The 19,890-nt window shown below is 50.7% G+C and carries 16 protein-coding genes and 1 tRNA gene; 11 read left to right on the top strand and 6 right to left on the bottom strand.

Translation table 11 applies throughout. The features are described from left to right. The first annotated feature begins 15 nt into the window (after window positions 1-15). The 3 genes from ACXAGR_RS00800 to glnG all read left to right on the top strand — a co-directional run bounded on the left by ACXAGR_RS00800 (window position 16) and on the right by glnG (window position 3,146). Window positions 16-525: a DUF4124 domain-containing protein gene (locus ACXAGR_RS00800; protein WP_474843164.1), complete on the top strand. Its 510-nt coding sequence runs from the start codon at window positions 16-18 to the stop codon at window positions 523-525. Between the two features lie 127 nt (window positions 526-652). Then, window positions 653-1,738: a nitrogen regulation protein NR(II) gene (gene glnL, locus ACXAGR_RS00795; RefSeq protein ID WP_474843166.1), complete on the top strand. Its 1,086-nt coding sequence runs from the start codon at window positions 653-655 to the stop codon at window positions 1,736-1,738. Beyond that, the gene (gene glnG / locus ACXAGR_RS00790) at window positions 1,731-3,146 is read left to right on the top strand and encodes a nitrogen regulation protein NR(I) (RefSeq protein ID WP_303572767.1); all 1,416 of its coding nucleotides are present in this window, start codon (window positions 1,731-1,733) and stop codon (window positions 3,144-3,146) included. The genes glnL and glnG overlap by 8 nt, the downstream gene beginning before the upstream one ends. Window positions 3,147-3,274: 128 nt before the next feature. On the opposite strand, the gene ACXAGR_RS00785 is transcribed toward glnG, so the two are convergent. After that, window positions 3,275-4,444, bottom strand: a complete 1,170-nt coding sequence (locus ACXAGR_RS00785; protein WP_474843169.1) for an HD-GYP domain-containing protein — start codon at window positions 4,442-4,444, stop codon at window positions 3,275-3,277. A gap of 164 nt (window positions 4,445-4,608) precedes the next feature. Between ACXAGR_RS00785 and ACXAGR_RS00780 the strand changes: the two genes are divergently transcribed. Next, window positions 4,609-5,337 carry a 1-acylglycerol-3-phosphate O-acyltransferase gene (locus ACXAGR_RS00780; protein ID WP_303572765.1) on the top strand — a complete coding sequence of 243 codons (729 nt, stop codon included), beginning with the start codon at window positions 4,609-4,611 and terminating at the stop codon, window positions 5,335-5,337. Window positions 5,338-5,392: 55 nt separating this feature from the next. Next, complete coding sequence (gene rraB, locus ACXAGR_RS00775; protein WP_474843171.1) at window positions 5,393-5,788, top strand: ribonuclease E inhibitor RraB; 396 nt, start codon at window positions 5,393-5,395, stop codon at window positions 5,786-5,788. Between the two features lie 84 nt (window positions 5,789-5,872). Here rraB and bla read toward each other — a convergent pair whose 3' ends face one another. After that, window positions 5,873-6,604, bottom strand: a complete 732-nt coding sequence (gene bla, locus ACXAGR_RS00770; RefSeq protein ID WP_474843173.1) for a subclass B1 metallo-beta-lactamase — start codon at window positions 6,602-6,604, stop codon at window positions 5,873-5,875. A 202-nt stretch (window positions 6,605-6,806) separates the two neighbouring features. Here bla and ACXAGR_RS00765 point away from each other — a divergent pair, with 202 nt between their 5' ends. From ACXAGR_RS00765 to ACXAGR_RS00755, 3 genes are all read left to right on the top strand, one after another. After that, the gene (locus tag ACXAGR_RS00765; protein WP_474847535.1) at window positions 6,807-7,520 is read left to right on the top strand and encodes a choice-of-anchor H family protein; all 714 of its coding nucleotides are present in this window, start codon (window positions 6,807-6,809) and stop codon (window positions 7,518-7,520) included. Window positions 7,521-7,634: 114 nt separating this feature from the next. Beyond that, complete coding sequence (locus ACXAGR_RS00760; RefSeq protein WP_474843177.1) at window positions 7,635-8,903, top strand: ABC transporter substrate-binding protein; 1,269 nt, start codon at window positions 7,635-7,637, stop codon at window positions 8,901-8,903. A 15-nt stretch (window positions 8,904-8,918) separates the two neighbouring features. Continuing rightward, on the top strand, window positions 8,919-11,621 hold the full coding sequence (locus tag ACXAGR_RS00755) for an ATP-binding protein (RefSeq protein ID WP_474847533.1): 2,703 nt from the start codon (window positions 8,919-8,921) through the stop codon (window positions 11,619-11,621). 68 nt (window positions 11,622-11,689) lie between these two features. On the opposite strand, the gene ACXAGR_RS00750 is transcribed toward ACXAGR_RS00755, so the two are convergent. Genes ACXAGR_RS00750 through pepA form a run of 3 tightly spaced genes read right to left on the bottom strand, consistent with a single transcriptional unit; the run spans window position 11,690 to window position 16,416 of the window. Continuing rightward, the gene (locus ACXAGR_RS00750; RefSeq protein WP_474847531.1) at window positions 11,690-14,467 is read right to left on the bottom strand and encodes a valine--tRNA ligase; all 2,778 of its coding nucleotides are present in this window, start codon (window positions 14,465-14,467) and stop codon (window positions 11,690-11,692) included. A gap of 9 nt (window positions 14,468-14,476) precedes the next feature. Next, window positions 14,477-14,905, bottom strand: a complete 429-nt coding sequence (locus ACXAGR_RS00745; protein WP_119502319.1) for a DNA polymerase III subunit chi — start codon at window positions 14,903-14,905, stop codon at window positions 14,477-14,479. 5 nt (window positions 14,906-14,910) lie between these two features. Then, window positions 14,911-16,416 carry a leucyl aminopeptidase gene (gene pepA, locus ACXAGR_RS00740; protein WP_119502320.1) on the bottom strand — a complete coding sequence of 502 codons (1,506 nt, stop codon included), beginning with the start codon at window positions 16,414-16,416 and terminating at the stop codon, window positions 14,911-14,913. 297 nt (window positions 16,417-16,713) lie between these two features. On the opposite strand from pepA, the gene lptF reads away from it, so the two are divergent. Further along, on the top strand, window positions 16,714-17,817 hold the full coding sequence (lptF, locus tag ACXAGR_RS00735; protein WP_303572758.1) for an LPS export ABC transporter permease LptF: 1,104 nt from the start codon (window positions 16,714-16,716) through the stop codon (window positions 17,815-17,817). After that, window positions 17,818-18,879, top strand: a complete 1,062-nt coding sequence (lptG, locus tag ACXAGR_RS00730; protein ID WP_474847529.1) for an LPS export ABC transporter permease LptG — start codon at window positions 17,818-17,820, stop codon at window positions 18,877-18,879. Between the two features lie 36 nt (window positions 18,880-18,915). Here the strand turns inward: lptG and ACXAGR_RS00725 are convergent, their stop codons facing one another. Continuing rightward, the gene (locus ACXAGR_RS00725; protein WP_474848098.1) at window positions 18,916-19,359 is read right to left on the bottom strand and encodes an RDD family protein; all 444 of its coding nucleotides are present in this window, start codon (window positions 19,357-19,359) and stop codon (window positions 18,916-18,918) included. Between the two features lie 388 nt (window positions 19,360-19,747). Between ACXAGR_RS00725 and ACXAGR_RS00720 the strand changes: the two genes are divergently transcribed. After that, window positions 19,748-19,832, top strand: a tRNA-Leu gene (locus ACXAGR_RS00720). The last annotated feature ends 58 nt before the right edge of the window (window positions 19,833-19,890 follow it).

The following is a 19,890-nucleotide window of genomic DNA, read 5'->3' as shown; positions in this document are numbered from 1 at the left end:
TGAAAATGGTGTCCGATGATACTTCGCATTTTGCTTGTCACCGCTTTATTCGTGCCTTCAGTACAGTCACAAACAATTTATAAAGTCGTGAAAGAAGACGGTACCGTTCTGTATACAGACGTGCCACAGGACGGCGCAGAGACCCTTGAGTTCGAAGCCAATACCAGTAATGTTGCAGACAGCCCCGACATCAAAGCCACGCAACAGACGCAATCCCGCGACAAACAGCCCAACTATAAAGTATCCATTTCCTCTCCGGAACCGGAAGCCACAATCCGCAATAACAACGGTCAGTTTTCTATAACAGCCGCTACCACCCCGGCCTTCCGTGGCCGTTACCGCCTTACTTTCGACGGCCAGCCAACCCGCATCAACAGTAGCGGTAAGTTTAACCTCGCCGGCATTGACCGTGGCGCCCACACTTATCATATAGACATAATTGATAATAAGGGCAAGACTCTTGCATCATCTCCTCAGCAAACACTTTATTTGCATCAGGCATCAGTGTTTATCAATAACAATTAGCGTTCTTTGGTGGCGCAGCCAGCGCACCATGCGGGTTCATCAGAAAATTTTATTTTGGTGCAATCAACACCGTTTGAACGCGTTAAACTATAATGCACTATAAAAGTGCAAATGAGGAATGCTCGGCATGCAAGCCACCGAGTTTGAAACAAACCATTTATTGAACAACCTGAACACAGCGTTGGTAATGGTCAACGAACGATTGCAAATCGTTTATGCCAATCACGCAGGGGAAGCGTTGTTCGAAACTGGGGTGAAGCAGCTCTCCGGACACAAGCTATCGGACTTTTTTGTGCCGAACGCCATCAATGATGCCCGTTTGCGGGCGGCAATTCGTCATGGCGAAGACTTTACTGAAAACGATTTACGTCTGTGCTTCAAAGACGGGCGTTGTGTATTGTCTGATCTCACTGTCACTAACCTGAATACCGATGACGGCCCTAAACTGATGTTTGAGGTGCGCCGTATCGACCAGCAACGCCGCATCTCCAGAGAAAATCAGCAAAATGCCCAGCACGATGCCGCCAGAGAACTGATCCGCGGCCTCGCCCATGAAATTAAAAATCCCTTAGGGGGAATTCGCGGTGCTGCCCAGTTGCTGGAAAAAGAGCTGACAAATCCCGACCATAATGAATTCACGCAGATGATCATCGAGCAATCAGACCGGCTGCGAAACCTGGTTGACCGTTTGCTCGGACCCAACGCGCTGCCAAGGCTTGAGTGGAGTAATCTCCATCAGGCGCTTGAGAAAGTGCGCAGCCTGATGAGGGTCGACTCAGATAACCCAATCACTATCATCCGCGATTACGACCCGAGTATTCCGGATCTGAAAGTAGACCAGGACATGATTCAGCAATCGGTGCTGAACATTTTAAGAAACAGTGTTCAAGCGCTCACAGAAGCGAAAACACCATCACCGCAAATACGGCTTGTTACCCGTATAGACAGACAAATGACCATTTTGGGTAAGCGGCACTCTCTGGTGGCCAAAATCCAGATCATTGATAACGGACCGGGTATCCCCGCCGCAATCAGAGACACCCTTTTTTATCCCATGGTCAGCAGCAAGCAGAACGGAAGCGGGCTGGGCCTGTCTATTGCACAAACATTAATAAATCACCACGGCGGAAAAATTGAGGTAGACAGCCATCCGGGCCACACCGAATTTACGCTATATCTCCCTGTCCCCAGAAAGGAGTCGGATAATGAATAATGAATCCGTATGGATTGTAGATGACGACAGCTCAATCCGCTGGGTTCTGCAAAAGGCATTACAGGCAGCCAATATCGGGTGTTTGAGTTTTGAGAATCCTGAAGATCTTTTACTGCAATTACAAAGTGGTCAGCGCCCTGAGGTTATCGTTTCAGATATCCGTATGCCTCAGATGGACGGCATGACACTGCTGGGGGAAGTACATAATACTGACCCGCTCATTCCGGTCATCATCATGACCGCGCATTCTGATTTAGACAGTGCTGTAAATGCCTACCAGAGTGGTGCGTTTGAATACCTGCCAAAACCCTTTGATATCGACGAAGCCGTTACGCTGGTGCAGCGGGCGCTGGCCCATGCACGGGAACAGAGCCGGCAAAATCAGGTACCTCAGGATGAAGCGGTTACTGAAATTATCGGTGAAGCGCCGGCCATGCAGGAAGTTTTCCGTGCCATCGGCCGGTTGTCCCGCTCCTCCATCAGCGTGCTGATTAATGGTCAGTCCGGTACAGGTAAAGAGCTGGTTGCTCATGCCCTGCACCGTCACAGCCCCCGTGCGGCCAATCCGTTCATTGCACTGAATATGGCAGCCATCCCGGCAGACCTCGTGGAATCAGAACTTTTCGGTCACGAAAAAGGCGCCTTTACCGGCGCACAAACTGCCCGTCAGGGCCGTTTTGAGCAGGCAAACGGCGGTACCCTTTTCCTTGACGAAATTGGTGATATGCCGCTGGACGTTCAGACCCGTTTGTTACGGGTACTGGCTGACGGACAATTTTATCGCGTCGGCGGACATCAGTCAGTGACTGTTGATGTGCGGATCATTGCTGCAACCCACCAGAATCTGGAAAAACGGGTGGCAGAAGGTAAGTTCCGTGAGGATTTATTTCACCGCCTGAACGTTATCCGTATCCACATTCCGTCGCTGGCAGAGCGCCGTGAAGATATTCCTCTGCTGGCAAGACACTTCCTGCGCCGTGCTGCGAAGGAGCTGGATGTAGAGACCAAGTCGCTGAGTAAAGATGCAGAGAAGCTGATGACCCGCCTGCCCTGGCCGGGTAACGTACGTCAGTTGGAAAACGTGTGCCGCTGGCTTACCGTTATGGCAAGCGGACAGGAAGTTTTACCCGGCGATCTACCGCCGGAAATCCACTCAGAGGGAACTATTGAGAAAAGTGGCGGTACCGCTACCGGCGACTGGCCCGAGTTACTGGCGAGATGGACCGACACTCAGCTTCGTGAAGGACATTACAATATCCTGAATGACGCCATGCTCACGTTTGAGAAAATCATGCTGGAACGTGCACTCAGTTACACTCATGGCCACAAACAGGATGCCGCCAAGCGTCTTGGCTGGGGTCGGAACACGCTGACCCGTAAACTTAAAGAGCTGGATGTGAACGGCTGAATAACGCCAGACGCAATTCACCCCGGTCCCGGCAGTCTTCTCAAATAGAAAAGCCCGGTGCAGAAGTTCTGCACCGGGCTTTTTACATGAATAAATTTACTGTTCAGGCGGCTACGCCCGGAAGGATATTACGGGTTCTTCGTCAGCAGGCTCGTCATGGCCTGATTAAAGTGCCGCACCCATTTCATACTGAACTGCCCTTTGGCAGCCCGGTTCAGTTCAATGACCGCCTGTTTTTTAGACATCCGCGAGTCCTGATTATGTGCCCGTGAGTGGGTCATGGCATCGTAGGTATCGAGAATGGCCAGCAGTTTGGCACCGTCACAAATATCATCTTCTTTCAGGCCCAGCGGATAACCACTGCCATCTACCCTTTCATGGTGCTGCATCACAATTTTACGGGCGTGATCCCACTGATCGAGATGCTCCAGTAAGCGGGAGCTTTTGTACACGTGAGAACGCATGAGATTAAACTCGGCGTCAGTGTACGGGTCTGTTTTGTTAAGCAGGTGCAACGGCATGAACGCCATACCAAAATCGTGCACGTAACAGGCAACAGACAACTGATCGTCATCGATGGGACTGCCTGCTTCATGATTGATGTATAGCGCCAGCTTTGCAATCCGGTCGCCACGCCCGGCCCAATAATTAGAACGGTGTTCAATGGTTTGCATCAGGTCACGGAAAAACAGCATATCGGCCCGTTTGTCGGCACTCAGACCTTTCAGTATTCCGGTATTCGCTACCGTCTGCGGAGGCTTTGCCGGTGGCTTTTCGCCTTCCGCCTCAGCGGTTTGCTCTGTACCGGCAAATTCACCGGTGTCAATGTCCAGATCCGGATTCAGCAGCAATACCGCATCAGCCAGCAGTTTGTCGTGATCAGCATGGTTGTCCGGCGTGATCCGCGTGATCGCCAGCACCAGTTGTTCATGAAGATTACCGTCATATTCAGCACACCCGGCATTCATCACATCCTGAACAAAGCTTTTCACCCTGTCCATGGTCAGCAACACCAGGTCACTCATGGTACTGGTGTAGTTAATCTGCCCTTTTCGCAGAAAATCCAGCAAATCTTCAACGTGCTGAAGCAAGGGGATCATCGGACTGAAATTAACCAGCCCCAGGTCACCTTTGATGGTGTGGATAGAACGGAACAGGCTGCGTTGCAGTTCATTATCTTCCGGACGCAATTCCAGCTCTATGAGGGTTTGTTCGCTGGATTCATAAAGTTCGTTGATTTCCTCCATCAGGTCACTGAGGATATCTTCTTCAAGTTCTTCCGGTGTAAACGTCTGCATTTTATCTGGTTACCGCATTAAGCATGTATTTAAGTTATATCATCTGATCGGCAGTTTCGCTAATCAGCAATAGTGTTCTTTTGGCTAAATTTTCAGACTGATCGGATAACTGAACTGCTCTCAATCCCGTATACTTCGCGGCAAAACATAAAACAGGAACAGTAGTGTTAGCAATTCTTCGCGTAATCGCGCTCTTTTTCGCATTCATTCTGATAAACATCGTTGTTTTAGTGGTTTGCGTGCTTCGCCCTTTTCACAAGAATAATGTTCATTTTGCCGGCAACGCTTATGCGCAGATGTCCCGGATTATGGGGCTTAAAATCATTATCCGGAAAAGTGATGCGGTGAAGGAAGACACCCCGTACGTGTTAATCGCCAATCACCAGAGCAGTTACGACATCATCACCATTTGTAAGGCGGCCCTGCCCGGCGTGGTGACTATCGGCAAGAAGAGCCTGAAGTGGATCCCCGTATTCGGACAGATTTACTGGTTATCGGGCAACATCATGATTGACCGGAAGAACAGCGGAAAAGCGCGGGATACGTTAAAAATAGCTGGTAAGAAAATCCGCGAAAAAGGGACATCCGTATGGGTATTTCCGGAAGGCACACGAAGCTACGGCAGAGGTTTACTGCCCTTTAAATCCGGCGCATTCTGGCTGGCACAGGCTGTTAAAGTACCGGTTGTCATGGTTACTGCCAGCGACTTACACGAAAAAGTAAAGTGGAACCGCTGGAACAACGGTGTGGTGCTTATCGATATTGATGCGCCGGTAGAGCTTACCCGTGAGCATTCCCCGAAGGGCTGGACGGAACATTTCCATAAAGCGATGGAAGAGAAATTCGCCCGTCTTAACGAAGAAGTGGCACAAATTGAATCTGCAAAGAGATAGCATCCTGCCGTTCAGTTAATTACACTAGGGCAAGTTGACGTTTTTGAGAGATAACATGAATCAGTTTGATGAACGGGAAGAATGGTACGCGTTTAACCAGGAAACCATAGAAGCACTGCTGGAAGATGGCAGTCAGGCGGATGCGGTGTACACCATTGAGCATCATCTTGCTTCCAATGATTTCGATAAACTGGAAAAAGCAGCCGTAGATGCGTTCAAAGCCGGTTTCGAAGTGTCTGATGCAGAGGAGCTGGTATTAGACGACGGCGGTACTATTTTCTGTTTTGACGCGATTGTTGAGCGTGAGCTGGAACAGGATGCGCTGGACAAAGACACAGATGCGCTGCTGAAGATTGCTGATAAGTGCGATGTGCACTACGACGGCTGGGGCACTTACTTTATGCCCCGCGACGAAGAAGCAGAAGAGGACGATGAGGATTACAACGACTGATACGTTGTCTGACTCATCAACGAAAGCCGGTGTATACTGCATGAAGATCACCGGCTTTTTTGTTCAGCAACGATGTCGCGCTGATCAGTTAGCACCTTCTGTCAGTGAGATAGTATGGTGCAGCAACGCCCGGGTTCCCGGCAGTCCGTGGCCCGGCAACACGATTTTCGCCTCAGGGTATCTGGCTAACACCTTCTGTACTGACGGCCCCCACTCTTCCGGACTGGCATCACCGGTATAACCTAAACTATCCGTTTCTGCGCTGCGGATAAGACATCCGCCAACCAGAATGTTTGCTCCGGCCAGCCAGACCACACTGTTATCCGGCGCATGTCCCGGACCTGGATAGAACACCTCAACACCTTCTGCCAGAGCATAGGTTGGACCGGTAATTTCCTGTTTTGCCAGCGGCTTACCCTGCTTCTCCAGAATAGCATTAGTCATTTTCGACGCATGTGTATCTATGCCTTTGCTGTTCAGCAAACCAATGCCCGCGGTACGGTCTTCATGGGAGTGACTGGAAAACGACATTGTTACCGGCATGCCTCGAGCTGCAGCCCAGTTCAGTAACTCCGCGGTGTCCTGCTCTGTCCACGGCGTATCGATAATAATGCTGCCCTGCTCAGACAGAATAATCACGCCGTTGGACTCCACCAGCCCAAATCCGTCTACCTGCTTGTACGACAGATGCAGCCACACATCATCAGACAAAGGTAACAATTGCATTGGTTTTTGCTCCGGCAACGCTTCCCCGTGCAGGGCGAAAGCAGACAATCCCAACACCAGCAACGCTATCAGTTTTACGAACCGCACCATGAATAATTCCGTAATCAATGAGTCTGCTCATGTTTATATCCCGGCCGGTACATTCCGTCTACAGCTAACCCGTTGTAATGCACAGATAAAGGGCCAAACTGTCAGCGGTTAAGACTGCTTTCAGCAACCGTTCAGTTTACGCAGGCGACACTAAGCCCGTAGTCAGCCAAAGACAAGAGGAATGATGATGCTGAAACAAACAATGAAACCATTAATTGTTCTGATGGGCATTACCGCTCTGCAAGCGCCGGCACAGGCAGAAACAACGGAACGGACCACTGAAGCCAGAGAGTTTCAGTTCGGTGAAGCGTACACCCCGAAAGACGGCGACTTTATCAGAAACGATACACTGGCCAGCGTTACCAAAGCCACAAAAAGCAGTAAAAAGCGGGCAGCTGTGAATGCCGTTGTGAATACCAACTTCTGGATTTACGATGCATGGACTGAGCGCTTCAACGACGCCGATTATGACGGTTATGCCACGACGGTGTCTGTAAGCTTTGATGCTGATACTGTTTATGCAGAAGTACCGGTTCATGCAGTCCTTTACCTGGGCGATGCTGACAGTTTTTACCCGGTACACGAGTCATCTGTGTTTTATATTTACGGGGAAAGTACCAGCGATGAATTTGTAATAGAAACTGACCTTATCACCGGCTACCGTCCATTCGACTATGACATCATGATTGAGCTGTACGACGCGCAGACAAACGAACTGTTGGCTGTTGCCGATCATACCAGCGATGCAGACTTGTCTTATGTGCCCCTTGAAAGTCAGGATTACGACCGGGTCATTGTTGAACAGGAAACCGTGGTGGAAGTAAGAGAACACGGCGGAGCCCTGCACTGGCCTTTCCTTGCCGGCCTTCTGGGCATGGGGATATGGAGAACAGTATCACGCCGCCCACGCAGATAGCATTCTACTTCCGGGGCTGTTCAAAGAGAACAGCCTTTGTTTTAACGCTTTTTTTGGCATACCTGTCCATTCAGTGCCACAATAAAGTATGACTCAGGACAAAGCGCCACCGGAATGGACAAACAAAAAAAACTGCTGACAAGAAGACGAGTGCTGAAAGGCTCTCTGGCAGGCTGGCTGACCGCCGGCATGGTCCCCTTTGCCATTGGCAAAGAGAAACCTCTGGTAAGAGTGCTTGGCACCCATGTAACCTTGCAGGAAGCCTTGAGACAGCAGGCTATGGAAGACTTAGGGATCCGGCTGCAGTTCGCTCCCGGCGGCAGTGCAACGGTACTTCAGAAAGCCACCATGAATCCGCAGGGCTTTGATTTATATGAGCAATGGTCAAACAGCATCAATGTGCTCTGGCGGGCCAATGCCATTCAACCCATCGATAAACGCCGTATTGGTAACTGGGACGAAATTAACGATCTGACAAAGACCGGCAAGGTCTCTCCCGAAGCGAAAATCGGTGCCGGTGATGCCCCCCACAAAATAATAAACGTTCAGGCCGACGGCTCGCTGGGAGAAAAGCACACGGATGAAATCAGCTTCCTCCCGTACGTGCACAATGTTGATTCCTTTGGCTATCTGGAAAACGCGTTACCGGCCGATATGAACAGTGCAGATGAGAGTTGGGGCTGGCTGCTGGATTCCAGACTCAGCGGAAAAGTGGGTATCGTGAATGACCCGACTATCGGGTTATTTGATTTAGCCCTGGCGGCAAAAGCGAAAGGCTTCATGGAATTTGAAGACATCGGCGCCATGACGCGGGCAGAATTAGACAGCCTGTTCCTGTTACTGATTGAGCTTAAACAGCTGCAGCATTTCAATGGCTTCTGGACCTCCGTACCGGAATCGGTGCAATACATGCGTACGAAGCGGGTCACCATTGAAAGTATGTTCTCCCCTGCTGTGTCTGATTTGAATGGTCAGGATATTCCTGTTCGCTTTGCGGCTCCCCGTGAAGGTTACCGTGGCTGGCACGGCGTGATGTGTCTTTCTGCTGCCACGCAGGGCCGGGTGAAAGATGCTGCCTATGAATACATGAACTGGTGGTTGTCCGGCTGGCCCGGTGCTTTCATTGCCCGTCAGGGGTATTACATTTCAAACCCGCAACGTTCAAAGCCTTATTTAAGTGAAGCTGAATGGAACTACTGGTACAGAGGTTTACCAGCTTCAGAACCGCTCAGAGGGCCGGATGGAAAAGTGTCTGTAAATCGCGGACAGCAACGCTCCGGCGGCAGTTACGAAGATCGTTTCGGCCATGTCGCCGTTTGGAATACCGTTATGCCGACTTATGAATATAGTCTGCAGAAATGGTATGAATTCATTACTTCTTAGTGGTACGCATTCTTTATGTTTCATTCTATCCGTATTCAACTGCTCACTGTTCTGATCATCATGATCGGACTGATCCTTGTGCAGGGTTTTCTCGGCCGTGCCAACGAGCAGGTTTTAACCGAAGGCATGAACAATACCCGCCAGGCGGTGATCGATGTGGGCATCGTAGGTGAACTGGAAAGAGATGTGGTGGATCTTCAGCGCAATGTGCTGATTTTCCGTGAAACCGCCAGCCCGTCTGCGGTAACCCGTTTTGAGCGCCTGATGATTTCCATCACTGACAAGCTGGAAGCCCTTGAGACCTCTTCCATCTCTTCAACCTATGAATACACAGAAGATGACATTCTGGAGCGCATGCGTACTCATCTGGTGTCTTACAAAGAGAACTTTCACGCGGTGGTGGATGACCGGCACCGCCGGGACCAGCTCATCGATTCAGGTTCACTGGTCGTCGTCAGACAAATCGAGAGCTTGTTGCAGGAAGTCGCGGAAAAACGTGAGATGCCGGCGGCAAAAATTGACCTGCTAAAAATGCATGTAACAGAAGCCGAGAATGCCGCATTGCGTTATCTGGTATCACCGGCACAGCAAAATATCTCCGAGTTTAATGCGTCACTGGCACCAGTTTATTCCCTGCTGGAAAGTGAATCATCCGCTAACGAAGTAGCGATCCGTGAACATATTCAACGACTGGAAGAACGCTTTTTACGGCTGACCCAGATAACCCAAAGCAATATGTTTCTGGTTAATGTGGTCATGGCCGGCTCGGCCAACGAGTTTCTGTATCTCAGCCGCGAGCTTGCCGACCGGGTAAATGCCCGCACCAATCTGATTAACCGCAATGCGCAGAATGCCGCTATCGGGGCCCGGCTCAACGGTGAAATATACTCTGTTATCGCTATCATTCTCGCCTTCGCCTTCGCTATTTTTACTGTGCGCCGGGTCCTCAGCCCTATCCGCTCCATTACTTCTGTGTTTAATCAGCTGGCAGACGGTAAGCAGGTAGATGTATTGCCCGATCTCGACCGTAAAGACGAAATCGGCAAACTGGCCAAAGCAGCCAGCGTATTTAAAGACAAAAATGAGCAGACCCGCTCTCTGCTGAAAAATGCCCAGCAACTGAACGTCCAGCAGGAAGCATTAAACAAAGAACTCGCCGAATCCAAGAAGAAAGCAGAACAGGCCACCGCCTCGAAGAGTATTTTCCTGGCTAACATGAGCCATGAGATCCGCACGCCGCTCAACGGCATCATCGGCCTGCTGGAACTGGCTCATCAGCAACCCATGTCATCCATGCTGAAGGATTATCTGGACAAAGCATCTTACTCCAGCCAAATCCTAGTCAGTGTGATAAACGACATTCTTGATTTCTCTAAAATTGAAGCCGGTAAGCTGGAACTGGAAAACGTCAGCTTCTCTCTGCACTCCATTCTGGATAATCTGCTTGCGGTGGTGAGTTTGCGGGCACAGGAGAAGAATCTCAGCGTTCATCTGGAGGTCGACCCGAAACTGCCACCCCGCATAGTGGGCGACCCTTTGCGGTTATCTCAAATTCTCATGAACATCTGTACCAACGCCGTTAAGTTCACCCAGCAGGGAGCGATTAATGTCACCATTAAGGGCATGGTGAACCAGCAGGGTGATAAAGTGGTTCTGCGCATAGAAGTCGAAGATACCGGTATTGGCATGACTCAGTCGCAGGTTGACCGCATCTTCCAACCATTTACGCAGGCTGACGGTTCGACAAACCGAAAATTCGGCGGCTCCGGACTGGGGCTGACGATTGTAAAACAGCTTACCGAACTGATGGCCGGTAAACTGAAAGTCACATCAATGCCCAATCACGGTTCTACTTTCGTGATCACTTTACCCATGAAAATTCAGTCCGGTCAGAAAGGTATTCTTGCTGATTTGCCCCAGTTGCCACTGGGCAGCTGTTATTATTCCGACAAACCGTTGCTGCCGGCAGCCTATATTGAATTATTAAACCTGCGCTCTGCCCGTCAGCCCCTTGCCATGGTGGAAAATGACGTGGGCGTGCCGCCTGCCGTGCTGGTTGAAATTGCTACCTACGCAGAATTCAAATCCCTGCTACCGCAGTTATCGCTGATAGAGCGGCAAAGCATTCCTGTGGGCATTGTCATGGAAACCCAGACCGGGCAATTGCAGGAGAAAATTCTTAGTCAATGGAAAGGTCCGGTTCTGCTTCATCCGTTTACACCGGCACAGTACCGCCGGTTTGTGTTCCGCCTTGCCGACATAGAAGATTTTAAACAGTCAACTGAGGTGCCGGATGAATCCACCATGCTGGAAGGTCACATTCTGCTGGTAGAAGACAACAATATTAACCAGGTGGTCACCGGAGAAATGTTGTCTTCACTTGGCCTCACCTTCGATATTGCCGAAGACGGTTTGCAGGCGGTAACTAAAATCAATAATGCGCCGGTATACGACCTGGTGCTTATGGATGTTCAGATGCCGGTAATGGACGGTTATGAAGCCACCCGCAAAATTCGCCAGAAAGGCTTAAGTGAACTGCCCATCATTGGCTTGTCAGCCAACGCCATGAAAGAAGATGCCCAGCAGGCAATGCGTCACGGAATGACGGATTATCTCACCAAGCCGCTAAAACGCGCAGCGCTGGCCTCTATGCTGAAACGTTTTTTACAGGCGGAGTCCGGCGGACAATCTGCACGCAATAACAGTCAGCATAAATAGCAATTAGCATTTTAGCAGGATCAAAAAAGGAGCGTTTCCGCTCCTTTTTTATTACTTAGCAAATGCGCTTATAACGCGCTGATTGTGGCGTGCTGTTCTTTCAGTTTTGCCAGCGCCGTTTCAGCCTCTTCCAGCTTACTACGTTCTTTGGCAATTACCGCTTCCGGAGCACTGTTTACAAACTTCTCGTTTGCCAGCTTACCCTGAGCACGGGCAACGTCCTGTCCTGCTTTACCCATCGCCTTGGCGATACGGGCAAGCTCAGCGTCTTTATCAATCAGACCCGCCATCGGGATAAGAATTTCCATCTCTCCCACCAGCGCAGTCGCACTGGCCGGCGCCTGTTCACCGGCTTTCAGCAAAGTGACAGATTCCAGTTTCGCCAGCTTATCGATGAACGGAGCGGCCAAATCAAGACGGGCCTGATCCTGCTCACTCACATTGCGCAGAATAGCGTTTAGCGGCTTGTTAGGAGAAATATCCATTTCACCACGGATATTACGGATACCGATGATGAAACGCTTCAGCCATTCGATATCAGCCAGTACCTTGTCGTTCTCACGTTCCGCTTTCACTTCAGGGAAAGACTGGATCATGATGCTGGTTTCACCTTCTTTCACGCCTGCATCGCTTAACGGCGCAACACGTTGCCAGATGGTGTCAGTGATAAACGGCATTAACGGGTGTAGCAGACGCAGTAACTGCTCAAGTACATTAATTAACGTATGACGTGTGCCGCGCTTTTCCGCATCAGTAGACGCATCACTGTTCAGTACCGGCTTGGTCAGTTCCAGATACCAGTCACAGAACTGGTTCCAGGTGAACTCATACACAGTTTGAGCGGCAATATCGAAACGGTAATCAGCCAGGGCAGATTCAAACTCTTTCAGGGTTTTCTGGAACTGTGCCCAAATCCACTGATCCGCGAGGCTCAGTACCAGTTCACCACCGTCAAGGCCGGTATCTTCAGTTTCGGTATTCATCAGCACAAAGCGTGACGCGTTCCAGATTTTATTGCAGAAGTTACGGTAACCTTCAACGCGGCTCATATCGAAATTGATATCGCGGCTGGTTGACGCCATGGCTGCAAACGTAAAACGCAGCGCATCGGTACCGTAAGCATTAATCCCGTCAGCAAACTGCTTACGGGTATTCTTCTCAATCTTCTTCGCCAGTTGCGGCTGCATCATGCCTGATGTGCGCTTGGTCACCAGTGATTCCAGATCGATACCGTCAATCAAATCGATAGGGTCAAGAACGTTCCCCTTCGACTTCGACATCTTGTCGCCGTTCTCATCTCGGATAAGACCGGTAATGTAGATATCTTTGAACGGGATCTTGCCGGTGAATTTCTTCGTCATCATGATCATTCTGGCTACCCAGAAGAAAATAATATCGAAACCGGTGACCAGCACTGAAGACGGTACGAATGTGTCCAGTTCCGGCGTTTCTTCCGGCCAGCCCATGGTCGCGAACGGCCACAGCGCAGAGGAGAACCAGGTATCCAGTACATCGTTGTCCTGTTTCAGTTCAACGGCGTCTTCCAGCTTGTAGCGACTGCGCACTTCCGCTTCGTCACGGCCAACGAATACATTACCTTCGTTGTCGTACCAAGCCGGGATGCGGTGTCCCCACCACAGCTGACGGGAAATACACCAATCCTGAATATTGTTCATCCACTGGTAGTAAGTTTTGTTCCAGTTCTCAGGGATAAAGCGGATTTCACCGCTTTCCACCGCTTCAACCGCAGGCTTGGCCAGCGATTCAACGGCAACGTACCACTGGTCAGTCAGATACGGTTCGATAACCGCACCGGTACGGTCGCCACGGGGTACTTTCAGTTTATGATCGACCACTTTAACCAGCAGACCTTCGGCGTCCAGGTCAGCAACGATTTGCTTACGGGCGTCAAAACGGTCAAGACCGCGATAAGCTTCAGGGGCCTCATCGTTAATCTTTGCGTCGTCGGTGAACAGGTTGATCATCGGCAGGCTGTGACGCTTACCCATGTCATAATCGTTGAAATCGTGTGCCGGGGTGATTTTCACGCAGCCGGTGCCGAATTCCGGATCCACATAATCATCGGCAATAATGGGGATCAGGCGGCCGGTAATTGGCAGACGAATTTCCTTGCCAATCATCGACTGATAACGCTCGTCGTCAGGATGAACCGCAACAGCCGTATCGCCCAGCATCGTTTCTGGACGGGTAGTCGCCACGACCAGTTCACCGGAACCGTCAGCCAGCGGATAGCGCATGTGCCACATGTGGCCGGCTTCTTCTTCGTTCAGCACTTCCAGATCAGAGACCGCTGTGTGCAGCACCGGATCCCAATTAACCAGACGCTTACCGCGGTAAATCAAACCTTCTTCATGCAAACGAACAAAGACTTCTGTAACCGCTTTGGACAGATTGTCGTCCATGGTGAACACTTCACGGTCCCAGTCGGTAGATGTGCCGAGGCGGCGCATCTGTTTCGTGATAGTGCCACCGGACTCTTCTTTCCATTCCCAAATCTTGTCAATGAAGGCTTCACGGCCTAAATCGTGACGGGTCTTGCCTTCCGCATTCAGACGGCGTTCCACAACCATCTGGGTAGCGATACCCGCGTGGTCTGTACCGACCTGCCATAAGGTGTTGTCGCCCTTCATGCGGTGATAACGGGTTAACGCGTCCATAATCGTTTGCTGGAAGCCGTGGCCCATGTGCAGACTGCCTGTTACGTTTGGTGGCGGCAGTAAAATACAATACGGTTCACCGTGTCCGGATGGCTTGAAATAGCCTGCTGCTTCCCATTTTTCATAGCATTGCTGCTCAATGGATTGCGGTTCGAAGGTTTTATCCATTACTTACTCTCAACTGTCAGCAGATTTAAACTGCAACTGGCAGCCAGCCTGCTGATATTGTTTATAGCGAACCCGTGCCGCCTGTTTGGCGTCATCCGCCACCGGCACGAAGTCATAAATCGTTTGATAAGAATGCGGGGAGCTTAACATTTCCCCGCTTAAATTGACGATGAGATTGCGACGGGAAAGTTGATTTTCCTGCCAGCAGATTTCCACCGGCGTACCGGCGCCCGGCCCTTCCCCGCACAAATTGTGCGGCACAAAGCGGCCAGCCGGCAATTGCCAGAGCAGCTCATCCACTGCTTCAGCGGAAGATTTGTCTGCACACAATACAACGCACTTTTGTCGCTGGGAGTATGCAGTGGCAATCAGATCGCAGGCGCGGGATTCACCCGCGTCCTTACCATCACTGAGTTGCCAGAAGGTTACCTGAGGCATTGCGCTCAGTCCTCTTGTTTAATGCCTGAGCGGTTCATCAGGAACTGCGACAACATCGGTACCGGACGGCCAGTGGCACCTTTGTTTTTGCCGCTTCGCCACGCTGTACCGGCGATGTCCATGTGCGCCCAGTTGTATTTCTTGGTGAAGCGGGACAGGAAACACGCCGCAGTAATTGAACCGGCTGCACGGCCACCTAAGTTGGTGAAATCGGCAAACGGGCTTTCCAGCTGATCCTGATACTCATCCCACACAGGTAAACGCCATGCACGGTCAGAACTCTGATCGCCGGCGTTCATCAGTTCATGAGCCAGCGGGTTATGTGTACTCATCAGTCCGGTTGCATGGTTACCCAGTGCAACAATCACCGCACCGGTTAAAGTTGCCACGTCGATAACCAGTTCAGGCTCAAAACGCTCAACGTAAGTTAATGCATCACATAACACCAGGCGGCCTTCTGCATCGGTATTTAACACTTCAACAGTCTGACCTGACATGGTGGTGAGAATATCACCCGGGCGGTAAGATTTGCCGTCCGGCATGTTTTCACAGCCAGCCAGCACGCCGATAACATTGACCGGCAGGTTCAGTTCGGCCACGGTTTGCATGGTGCCCAGCACACCGGCTGCACCGCCCATATCGTACTTCATCTCATCCATGCCTTCACCGGGCTTGATGGAAATACCGCCTGAGTCGAAGGTAAGGCCTTTACCCACCAGCACGATAGGCGCCTGATCATCCGGACCGCCTTTGTGAGTAATGATACTCATCATGGATTCATTTTCAGAACCGCGACCTACAGCCAGGTAAGAATTCATGCCCAGCTCAGCCATCATGGCTTCATTCACCACTTCTGCACTGATGCTGTCGTAGTTTTCAGCCAGCGACTGTGCCTGTTCCCACAGGTAGGCAGGATTGCAGATGTTTGGCGGCATGTTTGCCACGTCTTTGGTCAGGCTGGCACCTTTTGAAATCGCCAGACCATGCTCAATAGCGCGCTCACCCACGGTAAGTTCACGGCGTGTAGGTACGTTCAGAACAATTTTACGCAACGGACGACGGGGCTCGCCCTTTTTGGTTTTCAGTTGCAGGAAGGTGTACAGGGAATCCTGCGTCGCTTCTACCGCCTGGCGCACTTTCCAGTAGGTATCACGGCCTTTCACGTGCAGTTCTGTTAAGAAGCAGACTGCTTCCATCGAGCCGGTTTCGTTCAGGGTTTTAATGGTTTTCGCGATGATTTGCTTATACTGACGCTCGTCCAGTTCACGCTCTTTACCGCAACCGACCAGTAACACCCGCTCGCTTAATACATTGGGTACATGATGCAGAAGTAACATCTGACCGGCTTTCCCTTCCAGGTCGCCGCGACGTAGCAGATTACTGATGTAACCTTCACTGATTTCATCCAGCTGTTCAGCCACCGCAGTTAAGCGACGAGGCTCGAAGACACCAACCACGATACAGGCGCTGCGTTGTTTCTCCGGACTGCCACTTTTTACACTAAATTCCACGATAACACCTCGCTCTTTTTATCTTGTGATTTGCATGACGATAATTTCGCATAACGTTTTGCGCTGCTTTATGTTTTAATACGCAGCCATATAAGCGATAAGACTGTGTTTGACGCTTTCTGTCGTGTTTGCCGTACTGCTACAATAGTCTGTGACTTGTGTAACGAAAACGGAAAAATTTGCGTCGTTTTCATGCAATCGGGTTATTGATATACAGGCAAAACTTGTAAAAACAGTTAGTTTACTCAACATCGTGCGCTTTTTCACTATAAATCCAAATTTTCCAGAGGTGCCGGAATGCTGATATTCCGTTATCTGATAAAGGAAACGCTTAAGTCACAGATGGCCATCTTTTTTATCCTGATGGCCATTTTTGTCACTTTGCGTTTCGTGCGTGTACTCGGCGACGCATCAGACGGCGATATTCCCGCCGGGCTTGTGCTGGGCTTCCTTGGCCTGTACGCGCCCATACTCTCTTCTCTCGTTCTGCCCATCAGTGCTTATCTTGGCATTATGCTCGCTCATGGCCGGCTTTACGTCGACTCTGAAATGACCGTTATGCGGGCCTGCGGGATAAGCGAATGGTACATCACCAGAGTGATGCTGTTACTGTCTGTGTTCATCATGATTATTTGTGGTGTGATTACTCTTTATCTCGCCCCGAGTGCTGCAGAAAGTGAGTACCAGCTTCGCGAGAAAGCCAGAAGTGAAGCGGGCTTTTCTGCCATTATGCCAGGCCGGTTTCAGCAAACCGGTAACGAGAAAGCGGTAATTTTCGTGCACGACATCGACAGTCAGGACGATACCTTAAAGCGGGTTTTCCTGTCGCAAACCCAGCAGGACGGTAATACCGACCGCGTACGGGTGGTACAGGCGAAAACCGGACAAATTCAAAATAACCCGGACGGCACCCGTAACCTGGTATTGCGGGAAGGCGTGCAGTACGAAGGTACGCAAACAGAGAAGAAATACCGTAAGGTTGCCTTCGATGAATATCAGATCCAGATTGCCGATGAAAAGCAGGACGAGCCCCGCCGTAAAGTGAGCGTTTTGCCAACCATGGAACTGCTGAGCGACGACTCGATTGAAGCGCGGGCAGAGTTGCAGTGGCGCATTGCCATTCCCCTTTCCATTCCTTTTCTGGTGTTGATTGCCGTGCCGTTAAGTTCTGTGGATCCCCGTCAGGGCCGGTTTGGCAAAATGTTTCCGGCGATCCTGCTGTATCTCGGTTATTTCCTGTTGCTGCTGGCTAGCCGCCGGGTACTCGAAGACGGCAAAATCCCTATCCAGCTCGGTCTGTGGTGGGTGCACGGCATTATGCTGATAATCGGTATCACACTGATAGTCAGGGACCGGCGGACCGGTACTGAACTGCGCGCACGTTTACTGGGGAGAAAATAGATGTTTCGTATTCTCGACCTGTATATTGCCCGCACCCTGCTTGGCACCATTACCGTAACCTTGTCAGTGCTGATTGGTTTGTCTGCCCTCATTAAATTTGTTGAGCAGTTAAGAAAACTGGGTGAAGGCAATTACGATATCGTGGTTGCCGGGCTGTATGTATTGCTCAGCCTGCCCCGTGATCTCGAACAGTTCTTTCCCATGGCGACCCTCCTTGGTGGTCTCATCGGCATGGGATTACTGGCCAGTAACAGCGAACTGGTGGTTATGCAGGCCTCCGGTCTGAGCCGCTGGAACATTATTAATTCAGCCATGAAATCAGCGCTGGTAATGATCCTGTTTGTCATGGCGGTCGGTGAATGGGTAACGCCCTACAGCGAATCCAAAGCGAAGGAAATCCGCACCGAGGCCATTTCCGGAGGCAGCCTGTTTTCCTCAGATGCCCTGACATGGGCTAAAGACGGTGAGCATTTTGTCAGTATCGGCCAGGTAGTAACCCGCGAGTCGTTGCGGGATATCAGCATTTTCGATTTCAACAGCGACCTGACGCTGAACACCCTGACCTGGGCCAAAGAAGGGAATTACGACGGTGAAGTGTGGTGGCTTGACGATGTGTCGGTTACCCGCTTTTCCGACAAGCACATTGATATTACCGACCATACTCGTCAGCAATGGAACTCTACACTGACGCCGGATAAGTTAGGCATCGTGGCAATTAAGCCCGAAGCACTGTCTATTCAGGGACTGTATGATTATGTGCAATACAGAAAAGGCAACGGACAGGACAGCACCCGTTACGAGCTGGCATTCTGGCGTAAAGTCTTCCAGCCGGTATCCATTGCAGTCATGCTGTTAATGGCCCTGTCATTTATTTTTGGTCCGCTTCGCAGCGTCACCATGGGTGCCAGAGTGATCATGGGTGTGCTTACCGGTTTTGGTTTCTTCATTACCAATGAAGTGTTCGGCCCGTTAAGCCTTGTGTATTCATTACCACCCGTTGTCGCCGCCCTGCTCCCCAGCCTGCTGTTTGCCGGCGTGGCCACCTTATTGCTGAGGCGCTGATAACAAAGCATTCATACCGCCGCCACGACCACATTACTACCAGCTTTTGTGGTCGTTGGCTTCTTTAGACAAGTGAACCACTTCAGTTTTGGCGACACGGTCCTGCAGTGACAGCTTTTGTTTAAAGTCCACCAGCACCAGCAAGGTACCCAGTCCGCCCAGTGACGTGATCAGGCGTAAAATCAACCTGCCCCAGGTAACCGGCTCATCAACCGTACTGAAAATGCGTAAGCGCCATGCCCGCATACCAATAGTCTGACCGCCCTTCTTCCAGAACCACAGAAAGAACCCCGTGATCCAAAGCCCGACCCACACCTGAATGAGTGTTTTATAAAGCAGGGATTGCTGAATCAAATCCGCAGGCTCTGCAAAGCCCTGTAAACTCAGCACATCGTTCTTCAGCAGCACAACCAGCGTGACAATCATCACCATGGCAGCGCACATGCCTACAGCCACGGCTACCAGTGTGTCATACACCATCGCCAACAAACGGCGGAAGAATCCGGCTCGGTTAGTTACCGTGCTCTCCGGCAATGTACCAGCCGGCTCAGCAACCGGCGCTTTCTTTTTTTGTTTTCCCACAAGCTCTTCACTTCGTTACGCAACGCACAGCTTTAATAGTAAAGCTCCGGCACAGCACTACAGATTAAATTTGGTTAAAACAGCCACGCCAGAATAACCCGGAGTTACCGGGAGACAAACACTTCAGGAAAGGAAATCGACAGATGCACGACCTGAATCAAGTACGCCGAATTCGGTTGCACATTCTTTAGCCAGACTACCACACAAACCCTGAATTTCAGGAAAAAATGCTTGTCTCTGTAACGCGTATCGCTATAATGCATCCCTCATCGACACCATGTCGAATGCCAGTGTGATGGAATTGGTAGACATAGGGGATTCAAAATCCCCCGCCTTCGGGTGTGGCGGTTCGAGTCCGCCCACTGGTACCATTCTCTTCCTTAGCGGAGGAAGCAATAAACCGACTTTTTAGTCGGTTTTTTTGTGTCT

It is taken from the genome of Alteromonas sp. ABH4_457 (assembly GCF_056160625.1).
The sequence above is the reverse complement of the archived record's forward strand: the minus strand, read 5'-3'. Positions and strand labels throughout refer to the sequence as shown.